Annotated in this window: 16 protein-coding genes; 7 read left to right on the top strand and 9 right to left on the bottom strand. The window is 30.1% G+C overall.

The genetic code is table 11. The features are described 5' to 3' along the window. Positions 1-22 precede the first annotated feature (22 nt). Together Q0881_RS00280 and Q0881_RS00275 are read right to left on the bottom strand one after the other, a co-directional pair. Positions 23-2,029, bottom strand: a complete 2,007-nt coding sequence (locus Q0881_RS00280; RefSeq protein ID WP_299155856.1) for a DUF5689 domain-containing protein — start codon at positions 2,027-2,029, stop codon at positions 23-25. 18 nt (positions 2,030-2,047) lie between these two features. Next, positions 2,048-4,789, bottom strand: coding sequence for a TonB-dependent receptor (locus Q0881_RS00275; RefSeq protein WP_299155855.1), 2,742 nt, complete (start codon positions 4,787-4,789; stop codon positions 2,048-2,050). 187 nt (positions 4,790-4,976) lie between these two features. On the opposite strand from Q0881_RS00275, the gene Q0881_RS00270 reads away from it, so the two are divergent. Continuing rightward, positions 4,977-6,026, top strand: coding sequence for an endonuclease/exonuclease/phosphatase family protein (locus tag Q0881_RS00270; RefSeq protein WP_299155853.1), 1,050 nt, complete (start codon positions 4,977-4,979; stop codon positions 6,024-6,026). Between the two features lie 32 nt (positions 6,027-6,058). Here Q0881_RS00270 and Q0881_RS00265 read toward each other — a convergent pair whose 3' ends face one another. Genes Q0881_RS00265 through Q0881_RS00255 form a run of 3 tightly spaced genes read right to left on the bottom strand, consistent with a single transcriptional unit; the run spans position 6,059 to position 8,589 of the window. Continuing rightward, positions 6,059-6,403 (bottom strand): hypothetical protein, encoded by a 345-nt coding sequence (locus tag Q0881_RS00265; RefSeq protein ID WP_299155852.1) that lies wholly within the window; start codon positions 6,401-6,403, stop codon positions 6,059-6,061. 57 nt (positions 6,404-6,460) lie between these two features. Further along, positions 6,461-8,146 (bottom strand): single-stranded-DNA-specific exonuclease RecJ, encoded by a 1,686-nt coding sequence (gene recJ / locus Q0881_RS00260; RefSeq protein ID WP_299155851.1) that lies wholly within the window; start codon positions 8,144-8,146, stop codon positions 6,461-6,463. Positions 8,147-8,163: 17 nt separating this feature from the next. Then, positions 8,164-8,589 (bottom strand): OsmC family protein, encoded by a 426-nt coding sequence (locus Q0881_RS00255; RefSeq protein ID WP_299155850.1) that lies wholly within the window; start codon positions 8,587-8,589, stop codon positions 8,164-8,166. 119 nt (positions 8,590-8,708) lie between these two features. On the opposite strand from Q0881_RS00255, the gene Q0881_RS00250 reads away from it, so the two are divergent. Continuing rightward, positions 8,709-9,299, top strand: a complete 591-nt coding sequence (locus Q0881_RS00250; protein ID WP_299155848.1) for a carboxymuconolactone decarboxylase family protein — start codon at positions 8,709-8,711, stop codon at positions 9,297-9,299. Positions 9,300-9,526: 227 nt separating this feature from the next. Continuing rightward, positions 9,527-10,525, top strand: a complete 999-nt coding sequence (locus tag Q0881_RS00245) for a helix-turn-helix transcriptional regulator (protein ID WP_299155846.1) — start codon at positions 9,527-9,529, stop codon at positions 10,523-10,525. A gap of 53 nt (positions 10,526-10,578) precedes the next feature. On the opposite strand, the gene mscL is transcribed toward Q0881_RS00245, so the two are convergent. The 3 genes from mscL to Q0881_RS00230 are packed head-to-tail and all read right to left on the bottom strand — an operon-like array spanning position 10,579 to position 12,741. Then, positions 10,579-10,983, bottom strand: a complete 405-nt coding sequence (gene mscL / locus Q0881_RS00240; protein WP_299157000.1) for a large-conductance mechanosensitive channel protein MscL — start codon at positions 10,981-10,983, stop codon at positions 10,579-10,581. A 53-nt stretch (positions 10,984-11,036) separates the two neighbouring features. Further along, a complete protein-coding gene (gene alr, locus Q0881_RS00235) occupies positions 11,037-12,137 on the bottom strand; it encodes an alanine racemase (RefSeq protein WP_299155844.1) in 1,101 nt (366 codons plus the stop codon). Then, the gene (locus Q0881_RS00230; protein ID WP_299155842.1) at positions 12,130-12,741 is read right to left on the bottom strand and encodes a thymidine kinase; all 612 of its coding nucleotides are present in this window, start codon (positions 12,739-12,741) and stop codon (positions 12,130-12,132) included. Before Q0881_RS00230 ends, alr begins: the two co-directional genes overlap by 8 nt. 101 nt (positions 12,742-12,842) lie before the next feature. Between Q0881_RS00230 and Q0881_RS00225 the strand changes: the two genes are divergently transcribed. Then, entirely contained in the window at positions 12,843-13,640 is a 798-nt protein-coding gene (locus Q0881_RS00225) for a hypothetical protein (protein ID WP_299155840.1), read from the top strand. Beyond that, positions 13,641-14,639, top strand: coding sequence for a glycosyltransferase family 4 protein (locus Q0881_RS00220; RefSeq protein ID WP_299155838.1), 999 nt, complete (start codon positions 13,641-13,643; stop codon positions 14,637-14,639). It begins immediately after the preceding gene. A gap of 35 nt (positions 14,640-14,674) precedes the next feature. Here the strand turns inward: Q0881_RS00220 and Q0881_RS00215 are convergent, their stop codons facing one another. Continuing rightward, complete coding sequence (locus Q0881_RS00215; protein WP_299155835.1) at positions 14,675-15,502, bottom strand: universal stress protein; 828 nt, start codon at positions 15,500-15,502, stop codon at positions 14,675-14,677. A gap of 163 nt (positions 15,503-15,665) precedes the next feature. Here Q0881_RS00215 and rimP point away from each other — a divergent pair, with 163 nt between their 5' ends. Then, entirely contained in the window at positions 15,666-16,127 is a 462-nt protein-coding gene (rimP, locus tag Q0881_RS00210) for a ribosome assembly cofactor RimP (RefSeq protein ID WP_299155833.1), read from the top strand. A gap of 12 nt (positions 16,128-16,139) precedes the next feature. Continuing rightward, complete coding sequence (nusA, locus tag Q0881_RS00205) at positions 16,140-17,396, top strand: transcription termination factor NusA (RefSeq protein ID WP_299155831.1); 1,257 nt, start codon at positions 16,140-16,142, stop codon at positions 17,394-17,396. Positions 17,397-17,453: the final 57 nt, after the last annotated feature.

Genomic DNA, 17,453 nt, shown 5'->3' with positions numbered 1-17,453 from the left:
TTCTTTTATTTATTTAAAGAAATTATTTTTTCCCTACTGAAGAAAAATCATCTTTAGTCTTTACTTCCCATTCAGAATTAGAAGTATCTGTACCTGCACTAGCAGCCCAGTTTGTACTTCCTTTAGTAACTGATGCTTTTCTAATTAAAGTATGATCTTTAGTAGCATTAGCAACACCAGCAACTTCCCAACCAGAACCAGGGTCGTTATCTGGGTCTCCAATAATATCAATTATTTCATATGTTCCAGAGCCATTGTTTTTTGCTAAAGCAATAGCATCATCACCGTTATGGTGAACTGGACTTTCATATGGTAATTTTAAATCTGCTTCATTTTGAATTTCAGCAACTGCTTGGTTAGTTGAAATAACATAAACTTCGCCAGCAGCTAAAGTTCCAGTTAAATCTAATTGTCTAGCAGCTTTCCATCCACCTCCGTTTGAAGAACCCCAAACTTGGTATTTCGATAAATCTACAGCAGCACCAGTACCATTATAAATCTCAACATATTTGTTGTTGCTTGAACCTTCAACATATTCAGAAAAGAATAAATCGTCTCCAGTACCAGTTCCTCCACCAGTATTTCCACAAGCATAGGCTTCAGTAAAGTTTACATCAGATGCATCTCTTAAATAAATTTGAGGTCCATTAAAATCAGACATAATACCAGTAAAAGAACCTTTTTTATCACTTACATTTGTTGTAGCAAATGCAGCATCAGTTCTAACATACGTAGTTAATTCATCTGTACAGTCTGAAGTTAAAAGATTAGAACCTGAATATGTTTTTGCGATATCTTTAAATTGAACACCTTCAATGGTTACTAACTTACTTTCGTAATTTCCTGTTAAAGCCTGAGTAAGAGTAATTACTTCTGGAGCTGGTAGCGTTCCAGTAGTTTTATTAGTAATATTTGAGTTAGATAAGTTTAATTGTAATAAACCATTGTACTCACTTAATTTTAAACCACCAACAGAGATTTCTACTTCATCTCCAATGTTTAAGTTATATGCCTCACTAAAACGTAAAGCGATAGCTGCTGTTCCGTCCTGAGCAAAAGCATTTCTATTTGAAATATTCTTTTTTGCAAGATCTGAAGTAATAACAACTTTTATTTTGAAGCTTTCAGTAATTGTAGTTTCGCTTCCTGTAAATAAAGCTTTAATATCTGCTAAAGATTTTGAAGTTGGGTTATTAAAACAACCATATTCTTGTGTGAAATCAACATCTTTAGGATCTCTAATAAATAATTGGTAATCACTACTGAATTTGTTTAAGATTGCAGTAATACTACCTTTTTTGTCAGGAATAGGTAAAGCTTTGAAATCAGAGAAACCACTAGTTCTCATGATTATAGACTCAAAAGTAGCACAGCTAGTAAAATCTCTATTTACAGAAAAAGTACTATTAGGGTCAGCATAAGTTAATCCTTTTTGCTTAGATTGTAAGTTATCAATCTTTACAAGTGTATTAATATGATTATCAGTGATTTCATTAATAGTTAAATTAGTTGGAACTAATTCAGCTATTTCAGAAGATCTATCTATATAATTTACAAAGTCAGTATCTTTAATTCTATCTGTACCTGTTCCAGCAGCATTTTTAACACCAATTTGGAAAGTAGTAAAGTATTTACTTAAAGCTAAACCATTAAGTTTAATGTAAACTTTTCTTCCAACATTATACATTGCGTTTAAGTTTGTAGCATCAATTCTAATTTCTAAACCAACAGTTGGGTTTTCAATTTTATCTTGAATAATCAAAGTTTTGTAGAAATTTCCAGCTCTATCATTAGAAATAACATACCCGTAAGTATTAATTTCTGTTTCTCCAGAAGTAGTTGTGTATTCATTAAAATCTAATACACCACCAGTATATAAGTCAGTTATTTCTTTTAACGACTTTAAGTTTGTGTATTGTTTATCTTCTCCAGCAGTAGGGATAACGAAATCACCATCCTTAACACATGATGAAAAAGAAATTGCAACAAATAAAATTGCAAATATTCTATATAAGGTTAAATTTTTCATTTTGTTATGTTGTTTTTATTAAAATCTATAATTTACATTTAAGAAGTAAGTTGTACCTCTACCAAACCAATATTTATTTCCAAAAGTTGGAGCACCATTAGCATTATCGTCTCTTAATTCACGATAATTAGCATTTCTTCCTTGTTCGAAACCACCAGTTTTATATTCTTCACCTAAAATGTTACTTACGCTAGCAAAAACACTGATGAATTTATTATTTCCAATTTTCCATGATTTACCTCCAATAGCATTTAATGTAAAGTAATCATCAAATCTCTCTTGAGTTAATAATTGTCTTGCTAATACAGGATCGTAATCAGCAAAAACTTGTCCATCTATATCATTAGAGAAGTTATCAGTTCTTCTAATAGGAGATACATCAACATATGCTCTATCAAAGTAGTTAGCAGTAACGCCTACAAACCAATAATCTGGGTCTCTATAATCAAAACCTAAAGAGTAAGCAGTTTGTGGTCCTGCTGCTATTTTATAATCTTTTAATAAAGCTTTTCTTTTATCAAAAGAAAAACTTGGATCGTCCGATTTAGCAATAATGTCAGGATTGTTGTTGTATGTATATTGTCCATAGTTTGCAGCACCTCTTAATTTAATAGTAGGAGTAACTTGAGCTTCTATACCGAATTCAACACCCATATGACGTTTGTTAATTCCAGTTAAAATTTCTTGAATAAATGCTGAAGAATCACCATTTAAACCATCAGCAAAGAAAAAAGAAATTTCAGTAGCATCTTTAATATCTGTGTAATACCCTGTTAATTTAGATGTGATGAATGGAGTTCTTAAAATATAAGAAGCATCAAAAGACATTATTTTTTCACTTTCTAAAGAGCTAACATCAGCTACTGTTTCGTTACTAATTCTTGAATTAGCAAAAGAATTTCTTATTGAAGGAGCTTTTGTAATATACCCCCCATTGAAATCTAATAAATGACGTCCAGAAATTTTATAAGTAACTCCTGCTTTAGCACCAAAGTTAAAGAAGTCTAATTTTTTAGATTTACCTAAAGAGTTTAAAGGACGGTAACCGTTTTGATATAGACCTTCTCTTTGGTGAGATGTATTATGAGCAGAACCTGCAACATAAAAATCTACTTTGTTATACTTAAACTGTAATTGAGCAAAACCACCATAAACTTGAGATTCTAAGTTATAGTTGTATTTAAAACGATCTCCTTTAGTAACGAATCTCTCAGGAGTTAGTATATTACTTTGCTGTTGGGCGAAACTATTACCAAAATTATTTACATCTTTATAAAAATTAGCTCCTAACATATCGATAATTGACGCAAAGTTTTCAGACTTTAATCTACGATATTCCAAATTAGCGTTTAAAGTAATATTGTCAGTTAATTCAGTATTAAGAATTGTATTAGCTGTAAATTGTTTATCATCATTTCTGTCTTCATATAAAACAAAACGAGCATCGTTTTTATCACCTTCATTACCAAAATATAAATCATCCCAATTGATTTGACCATTATTTTGGAAATTTGTTAAAGCTTTATAAGCTCCTTCAAAATCAGCTCCATTTGGATTAGATAAATAATAACTAGGTAATTTTCTATAGTAGGTAGGGTCTGGGTTATTTCCTCCATTAAAATCTAAACGGCTGTTACCTATTTCTCCAAATTGATATGCAACACCAGTATTTAAGGTAGTATTCTCACCTATGTTCCAGTAATGGTTTAACATAATTATTGGCTCATCAACTCTTTTAATACGAGAGTTTCTCAATTCACCAGCTTGGTATCCCCAGTATGAGTTGTATTTAATCCCTTTTATATCAAATACTTCTTGTGTGTTAGGAGCAGATTTACCTCTTCTATTTTGAGCTTGAATAACAGTTAAGTTTAAGCTATGGTTATCATTAATTTGCTTTTCAAGAGAAACGAAAATTGAATGAGCATTATATAAAGTACCATCAACAAACCCTTCTTCAGCATACCTTTTACTACCAGAAGCAGTAATAGCCCATCCGTTTTCTAATAAACCAGAAGCATAAGTTGCCATTAAACGATGTGAGTAACTTCTATTAGAAGAAGCATAAGAAATTCTTGCACCTTTTCTGTATTCAGAAGCTCTTGTGTTAATGTTTGTTGAACCTAATGCTCCACCAAAGGTATAATTAGAAGGTGTTAAACCTGTGCTAAACTCTTGATTACGTAAAACATCATTTAAACCACCCCAGTTACTCCATTGTGGACGACCGTTGTATAGTTTGTTCATTTCAATACCATTGATAAGAACTTTACCGTTTTCAGAATCTAAACCTTTAATTCTGTAAAAAGATGAACTCCACTCAAAAGCTGCTGTACGTAAATATACATCTCTTGAAGATTGTAATAGCCCAGAAATATTATCTGCCGAGCTAGAATCATCATTTAATTCATCATCAGTAATAGTAATGGTGCTTAAATCTTGATCTTCTGATATATCTTCATACATCATAACAGTACCTAAATCAATTACCTTTCCAGATAATCTAACAGGGAAGTTTTGGGTTTCAAACCCATTAAAAGATACAACTACAATTTGTTGTCCATCTGGTAAACCATTCAATGTAAAAGCTCCATTAGCATCAGTAGTAGTACTAATGTTAGTTTCTTTTACATTTATAGAAACACCTTGTAGAGGTTTTTCGGAATCATTGTTTATTACGATTCCTTTTACAATGTTCTGCGCATTCATAGTTAAAAAACTAGAGAGGACTAATAACATTGTTACCGTAAAATTTCTCATAAATGTTTGTTTATAAAATATTTAAATATGTTAACCCCTTTTATAACACTATTCAATAAAAGGGACGCAAAATTAACAAATTTAAGATAACGTTAATGTTAAGTTAACATTATTAAATTTATTATTATTCTATAAAAACCTTATTGGCTTAAAATTTGTATTATTTTTGCCGCGTAAATTTTATAAAATGAGAAAAATAATATCAGTTTTAGTTATATTCCTTATAACATTTTCATCTTTTGCCCAACAAAGTCAAAAGAAATACAAAATCAGAACAGTCGGGTTTTATAATCTTGAAAACCTTTTCGATACTGTTAATGATCTTGAAAAGAATGATGAAGCTAGTCCAATGATGGAGCTCAATGGTAATAGAGAGGCCGTTTATAAAGATAAATTAGAAAAACTTTCTGATGTTATTAATCAATTAGGAGCGGAAAAGGCAAAAACAAGTCCTACACTTTTAGGAGTTGCAGAGGTAGAAAATAAAAAAGTATTAGAAGATTTAATAAAGACTGAAAAACTAAAGAAAAAAAATTACGGAATTATTCATTTCGATTCACCTGATAAACGTGGAATAGATGTAGCTTTATTATATCAAAAGCGTTATTTTAAACCTATCCATTTTGAGGCATTTAATCCTAATATTTATGCTAATAATAGAAAAGTTTATACTAGAGATATTCTTTTAGTTTCTGGATATTTAGATGATGAACTAGTACATGTAATAGTAAATCACTGGCCATCTAGAAGTGGTGGTGAAGCTAAGAGTAGACCATTACGTGAAAAAGCAGCTTATAAAGTAACTCAGGTAATTGAAAAAATAAAAAAGAATGATCCTAAAGCAAAGATAATAGTTATGGGAGATTTTAATGATGATCCGATAAATTCTAGTTTTAAAACGGTTCTAAAAACAAAAACTAAAAAGAAAAATGTAAAGAAAGGTGATCTTTATAATCCTTATGAAGACATGTTTCGTCGTGGATTTAACACATTAGCATATAGAGATAATATCAATTTATTTGATCAAATTTTAATAACTTCTCCATTGTTAGATAAAGGAAAAAAAGATTTTTCTTCTTTTAAAATGTTTAAATCAGGAATTTTTAATAAACGCTTTTTAACGAGAAAAAAAGGACGTTATAAAGGATATCCAAAAAGAAGTTTTGCAAATGGAAAATATACTGGAGGGTACAGTGATCATTTTCCGGTTTATATGTATTTGATTAAAGAAAAATAAAATTAAAAGAGCTTGCAAATTTGCAAGCTCTTTTAATTTTTACATATATCAATTAAGTAGTTATTTAAGCGAAGTTGAAAAAGCGTACCTTTTAGTAAATCATCAATTTGTCCAAGTTCAACTTGTGAAACAGCCATGCTTACTTTTTCTGAAGGAGTTTGTAATAATATAGATTTACAATTCTCTCCTTTAATGCAAGTAGCGCAATTTTTTTGTAGCTTAGAATCTGTTACTTTTTCTAAAAAGGCTTCAATTTCATTTTCGGTTAAATGAAAACCAGTATCATTAAATATTATTTGAGTTAGATTAGAATTTGTTTCTTTCCAACGAAATGAAATGCCAATTTTATTGTCGTATATTTTTACAATGTTTTCCATATTAAAACTTATTATGGAAACAAATATATAATTTATTTAGATTTAATCTAAATAAATTTATTTTAAATCTTTTAGAACTAATTGAATTGATGTGTAATTGTTCCAGGTGTTTTCATCTAGTGTATAAGTAATGTCAAAATCGTTTTGAATAGAGGCTATTTTTTTGCCTAAGTTAAAACCAATAGCATTGTATGTTTTTTTATCAGAGCCATAAATTATATTCAATTTTAAATGATCTTTATCTGCTCCTACTTGTTTTCCGTATCCATTGTCTCGAACTGAAGATGTCGAAAAAACTGGTTTCATATTTAAGGGGCCAAAAGGAGCCATTTGTTGAATGATTCGATAAAATTTTGGAGTAATTTCAGATAAATCTATTTCTGCGTCAATAGTAATTTCTGGAGTTAATAAATTTTTGTCAATGGTTTTAGAAACTACTTCTTCAAATTTAGCTTTAAAGTTTTCATATTGTTCTGGAAGTAAGGTTAAACCTGCAGCATATTTATGACCACCAAATTGTTCAATGAATTCTGAACATTGTTCTAGAGCATTATAAACGTCAAAACCTTTAACTGAACGTGCAGAAGCTGCTAGTTTCTCACCACTTTTGGTAAATACTAAAGTGGGTCTATAGTAGGTTTCAATTAGTCGAGAAGCTACAATACCAATTACTCCTTTATGCCATGTTTCGTTAAAAACTACGGTTGTGAAATTTTCTTCTTCATTGTTGTTTTCAATTTGAATTAAAGCCTCCTGTGTAATTTTTTTATCCAAATCTTTTCTATCGGAATTAAACTTTTCAATAGCTGAAGCAAATTCAATTGCAGAGTCAAGATTCATTTCAGTAAGTAATTCAACAGCATAATTACCATGCTTCATCCTACCAGCTGCATTTATTCTTGGAGCAATAATAAAAACAACATCAGTAATTGTTAGTTCTTGCTTTTGAGTTTGTTGAATAATTGCTTTAATTCCATTTCTAGGTTGAGAATTTATAACTTGTAATCCAAAATAAGTTAAGGTTCTGTTTTCTCCAGTCATAGGAACAATGTCGGCCGCAATAGCAGTAGCAACTAAATCTAAATAAGGAATTAAATCTTCAATAGTTTGTCCTCTTTTGGAAGCTAATGCTTGAATTAATTTAAAACCAACACCACAACCACATAATTCATTATAAGGATAATTGCAATCTACTTGTTTTGGGTTTAAAATAGCTATAGCTTTAGGGATTTTATTTCCTGGTTTGTGATGATCACATATAATAAAATCTATATTTTTATTAGTAGCGTAGTCAACTTTGTCAATTGCTTTAATTCCACAATCTAAAGCAATAATTAAAGAAAAATCATTGTCTTCAGCAAAATCAATACCATCATAAGAAACTCCATACCCTTCTTTATACCTATCTGGAATATAAGTTGAAATATTAGGGTGAATAGTTTTTAGATAAGATGACATTAAGGAAACTGCTGTAGTTCCATCAACATCATAATCGCCATAAACTAATATGTTTTCATTTTTACTAATGGCTTTCTCAATTCGTTGAACAGCAATGCTCATGTCCTTCATTAAAAAAGGATCATGGAGGTCATTGAGCGTTGGGCGGAAAAATAACTTAGCCTTATCAAAGGTGTCGATATTACGTTGAGCCAAAATTTTAGCCAATACTTTATTTACACCAAGTTCTTTAGCTAGTTGATTTGTTTTTTCAGAATTAGGTTCTGGTTTTAATTTCCAACGCATAGCAATTTGTTGATTTTTTATTGGTTATGAAAATGAGTAGCTGTTTTTACTTTAGCAAATTTTCTAAACATTTCCATTACACCACAATATTTATCTATAGATAATGTAACGGCTTTGTTGATTTTATCTTCATCTAAATTCTCTCCATAAAAATGATAATCTACAGAAACTTTATCATAATATTTAGGGTGTTCTTCTGTTAATTCACCAGTTACTTCCATTTTAAAGTCGGTTATAGAAGTTCTCATTTTTTTTAATAAAGAAACTACGTCTAAACCAGAACAACCAGCTAATGATGATAGCATCATTGCTTTTGGACCCAAACCAGAATTGTTTCCTCCATTTTCTTCTGAAGTATCAATTAAAACTTTATGACCGCTTGGATTGTCAGTTTCAAATTGCATATTTTCTTTCCAAACTGTTGTGACTGTATGTGATGCCATAATTTGATTATTTTTTTGTTTCTTGCGTAAGTTGTTTTGTGTATTAATCGACTTATATAGCCGAATTATAACACAAACGTAGTGCAAAAAGTTATTAATAAAAACAAAAATAAAAATATATGCCACTAGTAACACCATTATCAGCAGAACATGACATCGAAACAAAAGAATTAGCTGAGTTTTTTAATGAAACTTTAGGTTTTTGTCCAAATTCGGTTTTAACAATGCAACGTAGGCCAGCCATTTCAAAAGCATTTATTAATTTGAATAAAGCGGTTATGGCTAATGAAGGAAAAGTAACTTCAGCTTTAAAAAGAATGATCGCTTGGGTTTCAAGTAATGCTACTGGATGTAGATATTGTCAAGCACATGCAATTCGTGCAGCTGAGCGTTATGGAGCTGAACAAGAACAATTAGATAATATTTGGGAGTATAAGACGCATCCAGCATTTTCTGATGCTGAAAGAGCTGCATTAGATTTTTCTTTGGCAGCATCTTTGGTCCCAAATATGGTTGATGAAAAAATAAAAACTGAATTGTATAAGTATTGGGATGAAGGAGAAATAGTGGAAATGTTAGGTGTTATTTCTTTATTTGGATATTTAAATCGATGGAACGATTCTATGGGAACTTCTATTGAAGGAGGTGCTGTAGAAAGTGGAGAGCAGTATTTAGGAAAACACGGTTGGGAAAAAGGTAAACATATTTAAACTATACTTGACTTAACTTTAAAAAATACGTACATTAGAGCAAAACAAAAGTCTTCTCTCTGGAAAGAGAAGACTTTCTTTTTACTTAAATAGATGTTCCCCCCTGATCACCTAGCATAAGCTTGTTAAACAAATTAATAAGTTTTTATGTAAAGTGTGGTTGTGAAAAATGCAAAAGAAAAATTTTCTTTTTGCGGTTTTTAAGAAAAATCTATTGAGTAAAAAGTATGAGTGTAGAAAAAGATAAACTTTTCAATCTTATAAAGGAAAAGTTACCAAATAATGTTTTGTTCACCGAAGAAATAGCTGATGTTCTTGATATTAGTTACGATGCAGCCTATAGGCGAATAAACGGAAAAACATCCTTGTCGTTTAAAGACGCGCTAGAGCTGGCCAAATATTATGAAATTTCATTAAATGAATTATATGATTTAAGTAGCCCTTTATCTAAAAGTATTATTAAAAATAATTATGTTAATACTTATGATGGTGTAAATGATTTTTATAAAGATGTAGCTTTTTATGTAGCGTCTTACGCCTCAGATAAAAATTCTAGAGTCTTTTACACGGCTAAAAACATCCCTATTTATCATATTCCTGTAGATACATTATATAGTAAATTTAGGGTTTATGTTTATTTGAACTTTTTATCTAAAAAAGATGAAAGTAAAATAGAAACATTTAGTGAATTTATTGAAAAACAATTTTTTTCAAATGACTCTAAGCGTTTTAGAGAAATGTTTAAAGAAGTTTCTGTTACTGATGTTTGGAGCGATACTACAATTAATAGTTGTTTGCATACAATATATTATTTTTATAAAACAAAGCTAATAACTAGAGGTGAAGCTTTGCAATTATGTGATGAAATATTACTGCTAATAGAAGGGATTGAAGAAAAAGCAAAAACTAAAATTTGGAATTCAAAAAAAGATTTAAAGTATGAGTTGTATTATAATAAGCTAGTTAATATCAATCATGTTTTGTTTTTAAAATCAGATGCTAAAAAAGGATTATTAGTTCCTTATACCTCTCTTTCTTACATGAGAATTGAAGATAAGATAATTTGTGATGAAGTGGATGTGTATTTTCAAAAGCAATTACAGTTTTCGCAAAAGATATCCGGAAGTGCAGAAGTAGAAAGGAGGATGTTTTTTACGTTAATGTATGAGAAAATAGAACAATTAAAACATCAGATAAACTCAAGAGCATTAATGTCATTTATATAACAAAAGCACCTGTAAATAATTCCAGATGCTTTTGTTTTCTTAAGAATTTTTGCTTATTTATTTTTTAACAAATCTCTAATTTGTGCTAATAACTCTTCTTGACTTGGTCCTTTTGAAGCTTCAGGAGCAGGCTCTTCTTTTTTCTTTAATTTATTAACTGCTTTAATAATCATAAACATTACAAAAGCAACAATAATAAAGTCTATTAAGTTTGTTAAGAAATTACCATAAAGTACAGCTACTTCTCCGGTTATTTTTCCAGCTTCGTCAGCAACGCCATCTTTTAAAACGTATTTTAAATCTTTAAAATCGGCATTAAATAATAATCCAATTAGTGGAGATACAATTCCTCCTGTAAAAGAAGCTACAACTTTATTAAAAGCTGCACCCATAACAAAACCTACTGCAATGTCAACTAAGTTGCCTTTCATTGCAAAGTCCTTAAACTCTTTAAGCATTCCCATGTGTTTTTTTGTTTTTATAGTTAATTGACTTGTAAAATAAAAAAAAATTAATTCTTAACCAATCTTTTTACACGTTGAGATATGGCAGTTAATATTTCATAAGGTATTGTTTCACACTTATGTGCAATATATTCTACATGTTTTTGGAGATTGAAAATAATAACTTCATCACCTTCTTTACATTCAATTTTTGTAACATCAACCATAATCATATCCATACAAACATTTCCTATGATTGGTGCAGGTTGATTATTAATAAATACAAAACCTTCTTTATTTCCTAATTTTCTCGAAATACCATCGGCATGTCCAATTGGAATAGTTGCACTTCGAGTAGGTTGGTTAGCAACAAAAGCTCTATTATATCCAACTGTTTCACCAGGTTGAATTAAATGTATTTGCGAAATGATTGATTTTAAAGTATGTGTGTTCCTTAATTGATTAGTTTCTTCTTCGTTGTTGCCAAAACCGTATAATCCAATTCCAATACGAACCATATCAAATTGTGCTTGAGGGTAATTTACAACACCAGATGTATTTAAAATATGAATCATGGGCTCATATCCTAAATGCTCATAAATTTGCTTTACTATATATGCAAAGTTATTAATTTGTTCAACCGTAAAATTTTGTTCATTAACATCATCACTAGCTGCTAGATGTGAAAATATTGACTCAACTTTTATGTTGTTAGATTTTTTTAATTCAGTAATAATAGTTGGCACATCTGTATGCCAAAAACCTAATCTATTTAAACCAGTATTAAATTTTATATGAACAGGGTAGTTCATTAAAGGTTCTTCGTCAGCTAATTTAAGAAATGCATCAAGTATTTTAAAATTATATAGGTTAGGTTCTAACCTATACTTGGCAATTTCTTTAAGGTTTTGAATTTGGGGATGTAAAACTAAAATAGGAGTTTTAATTCCTGCTTCACGTAAAATTACACCTTCATTTGAGTAGGCTACCGCAAAATAATCTACTTTATCTTCTAATAATTTAGCTATTTCTTTAGATTCACTACCATAACCAAAAGCTTTAACCACAGCTAAAATTTTAGTTGTAGGACTTAATTTTTGCTTAAAATAGGCAAGATTATGTTGTAGAGATGCTGCATCAATTTCTAAAACGGTAACATGATTATTCATCTGATAAATTTTCTTTCTTATTGTTTTGGTCTCGTATAGCTTTATAATATGCAGCTCTACTTAGTGGTTCGTACTCTTGTGTTTCTCCTAAGAGAACAAGATCATCACTTAATGCTTTTCTATAGCTATAATGAGCTAAGTTACCAGTATGAGTGCAAACAGCGTGCACTTTAGTTACGTATTCAGCAGTAGCCATAAGTGCAGGCATAGGTCCAAAAGGTTTTCCTTTAAAGTCCATATCTAAACCAGCTACTATAACTCGAATTCCTCTATTTGCTAAATCATTACAAACAGTAACGATTTCGTCATCAAAAAACTGAGCTTCGTCAATACCAACAACATCAACATCGTTTGCTAATAAACGAATATTAGAAGATGCTGGAACAGGCGTAGAACGAATTCTGTTTGAATTATGAGACACTACTTCTTCATCGTCATAACGAGTGTCGACTGCGGGTTTAAATATTTCTACACGTTGTTTTGCAAACTGTGCACGTTTTAATCTGCGTATTAATTCTTCGGTTTTACCCGAAAACATTGAGCCACAAATTACCTCAATCCAACCAAATTGTTCTGTATGATTTACCGTATTTTCAAGAAACATTTTGTAATTTTAAGCTCTAATTATTGATTTTTGTGTTACTTTCGAACAAGGAACAAATTTATTAAAATTTAAAAGCAAAAATCAAAATCAAAGAACAACTTATGCACAAAAAGCTCGCATCAGATTTAACCAGTTTAGCACACAGTATTTTACAAATGAAAAATAAAGAAAATGTGTTTGAGTTAAAGCAAAAAGCACATGAGATTTATGAGAAACTTTCGGTTTTAGCATATGTAGAAGAGTATATAAATCATACACCTAATCCATCAAAAACAAAAGAAGAGTTACTTGAAGAGATTTCTTTAGTAGAAAAAGAAGAAGTAAAAGAAAGTAAAAACATAGAGGAGCCTTTAGCAGAAGAAAGTAGAATTGTTCATCAATTAGAAGAAGAATTAGAAGATGAGCTAGAGCAGGAAGCTGATGAAATTGCGCAAAAAATTATTGATGATATAATTGATGAAAAAGAGATAGAAGAAATTATTGAACAGCCTTTTGATGAAATTGAAAATTTATTATTTAATAAAGAAGATGACGTTAAAAATGATGTAACAGATGTAGGGGAGATAAAAACACCAACTTTAGAAGATGAATTAAAAGACACTATTTCTGTAGATGTAATGGCAGATTTATTTGAAAAAGTAGATCATAAAAAATCGCTAAATGATCATTTACAAAATGCAATTCAAATTGGATTAAATGACAGGATAGCTTTTGTAAAACACCTTTTTGATGGGAATCAGAACGATTTTAATAGAGTAGTCTCTCAATTGAATACATTCAAAACAGAAAAAGAAGCAAAAAAATTTATCAGTAAAATGATTAAGCCAGATTATAATTGGTCAGATAAAGAGGAGTATGAAACAAGACTATTTGAAATTATTGAAAGAAGATTTGTTTAAATGGGTTCTGATTTAATAATTGTACATACTCATTTTCATAAAAGAAGAACAGGAGTTACAAGAAGTGTTGAAAATGTAATTCCTGATTTAAAAAAAATATGTAAAACATATTTATACGGTTATGGAATAGATGGAGAGAAAATAACAACGAAAGAATTGAAAAAGTTGTTGTTTTCAAATAAAAAAGTTGTTGTTCATTGTCATAGAAATAATGAAGTATTAAAAATGTTTTGGTACCGGTTTTTAGGAGCTGAATTTAAATTAGTTTTAACTAGACATGCCGAAACTAATCCGTCAAGTTTAACGAGGCTTTTATTAAGAAAGTCTGATGCTGTTGTTACATTAACTACATCAATGCATGAGAAACTTGGTGTAAAGAATACAAAGGTTTCCCATGGAGTAAATACAGATGTTTTTATTTCTGAAGAAAAAGAAGGTTTACCAAATGTTTTACAAGGAAATATAATTCTTTGTGCAGGAAGAGTTAGGGAAGCTAAAGGACAAAAGGTTTTATTGGAGGCATTAACAAAAGAGCTTAAAAATCATAAGGATTGGGCAGTGGTTATTGTAGGGAAGGTAGATAAACCAGAGTTTTTAGTTGAGTTAAAAGAGCTTGTTCGTAGGAGTAATACAGGAAGTCAAGTGTACTTTATTAATGAAACAACAGATATTGTAACTTATTATCAATCTTCAAAAATAGCCATAGTGCCATCTTTTTCAGAAGGTTTTTCATTAGTATGTGCTGAAGCGATGTCTTGTGGGAATACAACCATTGCAACAAAGAATGTGGGAGTACATTCTGAATTAATAACTCATGGGAAATCTGGTTATTTATTTGAAGCAGGTAATACAGAGGAGTTGAGGGATTTGGTAGTGAAACTTATAAAAAATGAGCTTTCATTTATAGGAGAGAAAGGGAGAAAGGAAATAGAGAATAATTGGAGCGCTAAAAAAGAGGCTAAAGGTTTAGCGAATTTATATAAACAATTATATTTTTAAAAAAAAGCACAAGGATAATCAAGTGCTTTTATTTTTTATATTTTAAAAGTAAGCATAGGTTTAATGGAGTTTTTAGATAGGTTTTTTGTAATGCTTCCATTAAAAATATGAGATAAACCACTTCTTCCATGTGTAGCAAGTGCTATAATGTCAGCATTTTTTTCATTAGAGAAATTTAAAATGCCATTCTCAACAGAAGAATCATTGTAAATATTAATAGAATAGTCTGAAATATTATGTTTATCAGCGAAGTCTTTTATTTTTTGTTTGGATAGTTGAGTGTTTTCAAATTTTTGAGGAGTATTAATTTTTAATAAATGAATTTTGCTTTTAAAATTACTGGCAAAATCTAAAAATTTTTCAAAAGCTTGGTTTTTACTAGGTTTAAAACTAGATGCAAATACTAAATTTTTAGGTTTGAAATTTTCGCCATTTTTTTTAGTCACTAACACTGGTATTTCAGAATTTCTTACAACTTTTTCTGTATTAGATCCAATTAACATTTCCTCTAAATCAGTATGGCCTTTTGTACCCATTGTAATTAAATCAGCGCTAATTTTTTTAGAATAATCGCGAATACCTTCATATGGGTTTTGAAAACGAATTGCATGTTTAACGTTTTCATTTTTAGGAAAAAACTGTTTCTTATAATTGATTAATTTATCACGTACTTTTCTAATATAGAGCATGCTCTCAGGTATGCTAAAATTGCTTCCACTACCCATGTCTATAATGCCAGTAGGTAATTCCACCATGTGAAGTAAGTGAACCTCACTTTCGGATTTTTTTGAGATGCTTGAAGCTAATTTTAATGCATGTTCAGAGGGTATAGAGAAATCAGTAGGAACTAATATTTTTTTCATAATAAAAAATTTAAGGTGGATATTGTTTTAAATTTACGAAAAACATTTTAAATCAGAAAGGTGAATGACACTTGTGTGTTAATGAATAACTTACTATCTTTGCAGCGAATTTATTAATTAGATGGATGAAGGGGACGTAAGTCCCCTCTTTTTATACCTTAGGATGAATCAAGAAAAAGTAAGAGAATTATTACAAGAAGCTTTGCAAGAAAACGAATCGTTGTATTTGATAGATTTGCAGTTTTTAGCTAATAGTAAAATTAAAGTAATTGTTGATGGAGATTCAGGAGTTCAATTAAATGAATGTGTTCGGATTAGTAGAAAAATAGAACATAATTTAGATAGAGAAGAAGAAGATTTTTCATTAGAAGTTACTACTCCAGACATTTCTCATCCGCTTATGGTAAAACGCCAATATGTAAAGAATGTTAATAGAATTCTAAAGGTTAAAACTGAAATAGAAGAGATTGAAGGTACATTAACTGAAGTAACGGATGAAAATATTACGTTACATTGGAAAGCAAGAGAGCCTAAGCCAATAGGTAAAGGAAAACATACAGTAGAGAAAACAGTAACACTAGTGTATGAAGATATTAAAGAAGCAAAAGTGAAGATCATATTTTAATAAGAGAATGAAATGGAAAATATTGCATTAATAGAGTCATTTTCAGAGTTTAAAGACAATAAAAGTATAGACAGGGTAACACTAATGTCTATATTAGAAGAAGTATTTCGTGCTGCACTAAAACGTAGGTTTGGTTCAGATGAAAACTTTGATATTATTATAAATCCTGATAAGGGAGATTTAGAAATTTGGAGAAATCGTGTGGTGGTAGCTGATGGATTTTCTGAAGACGATAATGAGGAAATTGAACTTGCAGAAGCAAGAAGAATTGAGCCAGATTTTGAAATAGGAGAAGATGTTTCTGAAGAAGTGAAGTTAATTGATTTAGGAAGACGAGCAATTTTAGCATTACGTCAAAACCTAATATCAAAAATTCACGAACATGATAGCACAAATATCTTCAAGCAATTTAAAGAATTAGAAGGAGAGATTTATAGTGCAGAAGTACATCATATTCGTCACAATGCAGTGATTTTATTAGATGATGAAGGAAATGAAATTGTTTTACCAAAGAGTGAACAAATTCGTTCAGATTTTTTTAGAAAAGGAGATGCCGTTCGTGGAGTAATAAAATCAGTAGAATTAAGAGGTAACAAACCTGCTATTATATTATCAAGAACATCACCAGCTTTCCTAGTAAAGTTATTCGAACAAGAAATTCCAGAAGTTTTTGACGGATTAATTACTATAGAAGGAGTAGCTAGAATCCCTGGAGATAAAGCTAAAATAGCTGTAGATTCTTATGATGATAGAATCGATCCAGTAGGAGCTTGTGTTGGAGTAAAGGGATCTCGTATTCACGGTATAGTTCGTGAACTTGGAAATGAGAATATTGATGTAATAAATTACACTAAAAATGAGCAGTTATTTGTTGCTAGAGCATTAAGTCCAGCAAAAGTAACTTCTGTTGATATTAAGCCTTACGAAGAGGAAAAGAATGGTAAAAAAGGACGTGTAAACGTTTTATTAAAACCAGAAGAAGTATCAAAAGCAATTGGACGTTCAGGAGTTAATATTCGTTTAGCAAGTGAATTAACAGGGTATGAAATTGATGTTCAACGTGAAGGACTTGAAGAAGAGGATGTAGAGTTAACAGAGTTTTCAGATGAAATTGAAGCTTGGGTAATTGCTGAATTCAAAAAAATAGGTTTAGAAACGGCTAAGAGTGTACTAGAAAAAGACGTGTCGATGTTAGTTCAAAGAACTGATTTAGAAGAAGAGACGATTTTAGAAGTTCAACGAATTTTGAAAGAAGAATTCGAAGATTAAATAAATATATGGAAGTCAGTCTCCAGCGAAATTGATGAAAATCAATACAAAATCTGG

Source organism: uncultured Tenacibaculum sp., from assembly GCF_947494125.1.
Taxonomy (GTDB): Bacteria; Bacteroidota; Bacteroidia; order Flavobacteriales; family Flavobacteriaceae; genus Polaribacter.
Note: the sequence above shows the minus strand (reverse complement) of the source record. Positions and strands in the feature narration are given on the sequence as shown.

Excerpts from the sequence above, each read along its gene's own strand:
- mscL (WP_299157000.1), bottom strand. The coding sequence starts at position 10,983 with ATGCTTAAAGAGTTTAAGGACTTTGCAATGAAAGGCAACTTAGTTGAC.
- Q0881_RS00270 (WP_299155853.1), top strand. The coding sequence starts at position 4,977 with ATGAGAAAAATAATATCAGTTTTAGTTATATTCCTTATAACATTTTCA.
- rimP (WP_299155833.1), top strand. The coding sequence starts at position 15,666 with ATGAATCAAGAAAAAGTAAGAGAATTATTACAAGAAGCTTTGCAAGAA.
- Q0881_RS00225 (WP_299155840.1), top strand. The coding sequence starts at position 12,843 with ATGCACAAAAAGCTCGCATCAGATTTAACCAGTTTAGCACACAGTATT.
- recJ (WP_299155851.1), bottom strand. The coding sequence starts at position 8,146 with ATGCGTTGGAAATTAAAACCAGAACCTAATTCTGAAAAAACAAATCAA.
- Q0881_RS00280 (WP_299155856.1), bottom strand. The coding sequence starts at position 2,029 with ATGAAAAATTTAACCTTATATAGAATATTTGCAATTTTATTTGTTGCA.
- Q0881_RS00230 (WP_299155842.1), bottom strand. The coding sequence starts at position 12,741 with ATGTTTCTTGAAAATACGGTAAATCATACAGAACAATTTGGTTGGATT.
- Q0881_RS00220 (WP_299155838.1), top strand. The coding sequence starts at position 13,641 with ATGGGTTCTGATTTAATAATTGTACATACTCATTTTCATAAAAGAAGA.
- Q0881_RS00245 (WP_299155846.1), top strand. The coding sequence starts at position 9,527 with ATGAGTGTAGAAAAAGATAAACTTTTCAATCTTATAAAGGAAAAGTTA.
- Q0881_RS00215 (WP_299155835.1), bottom strand. The coding sequence starts at position 15,502 with ATGAAAAAAATATTAGTTCCTACTGATTTCTCTATACCCTCTGAACAT.
- Q0881_RS00250 (WP_299155848.1), top strand. The coding sequence starts at position 8,709 with ATGCCACTAGTAACACCATTATCAGCAGAACATGACATCGAAACAAAA.
- Q0881_RS00265 (WP_299155852.1), bottom strand. The coding sequence starts at position 6,403 with ATGGAAAACATTGTAAAAATATACGACAATAAAATTGGCATTTCATTT.
- nusA (WP_299155831.1), top strand. The coding sequence starts at position 16,140 with ATGGAAAATATTGCATTAATAGAGTCATTTTCAGAGTTTAAAGACAAT.
- Q0881_RS00275 (WP_299155855.1), bottom strand. The coding sequence starts at position 4,789 with ATGAGAAATTTTACGGTAACAATGTTATTAGTCCTCTCTAGTTTTTTA.
- Q0881_RS00255 (WP_299155850.1), bottom strand. The coding sequence starts at position 8,589 with ATGGCATCACATACAGTCACAACAGTTTGGAAAGAAAATATGCAATTT.
- alr (WP_299155844.1), bottom strand. The coding sequence starts at position 12,137 with ATGAATAATCATGTTACCGTTTTAGAAATTGATGCAGCATCTCTACAA.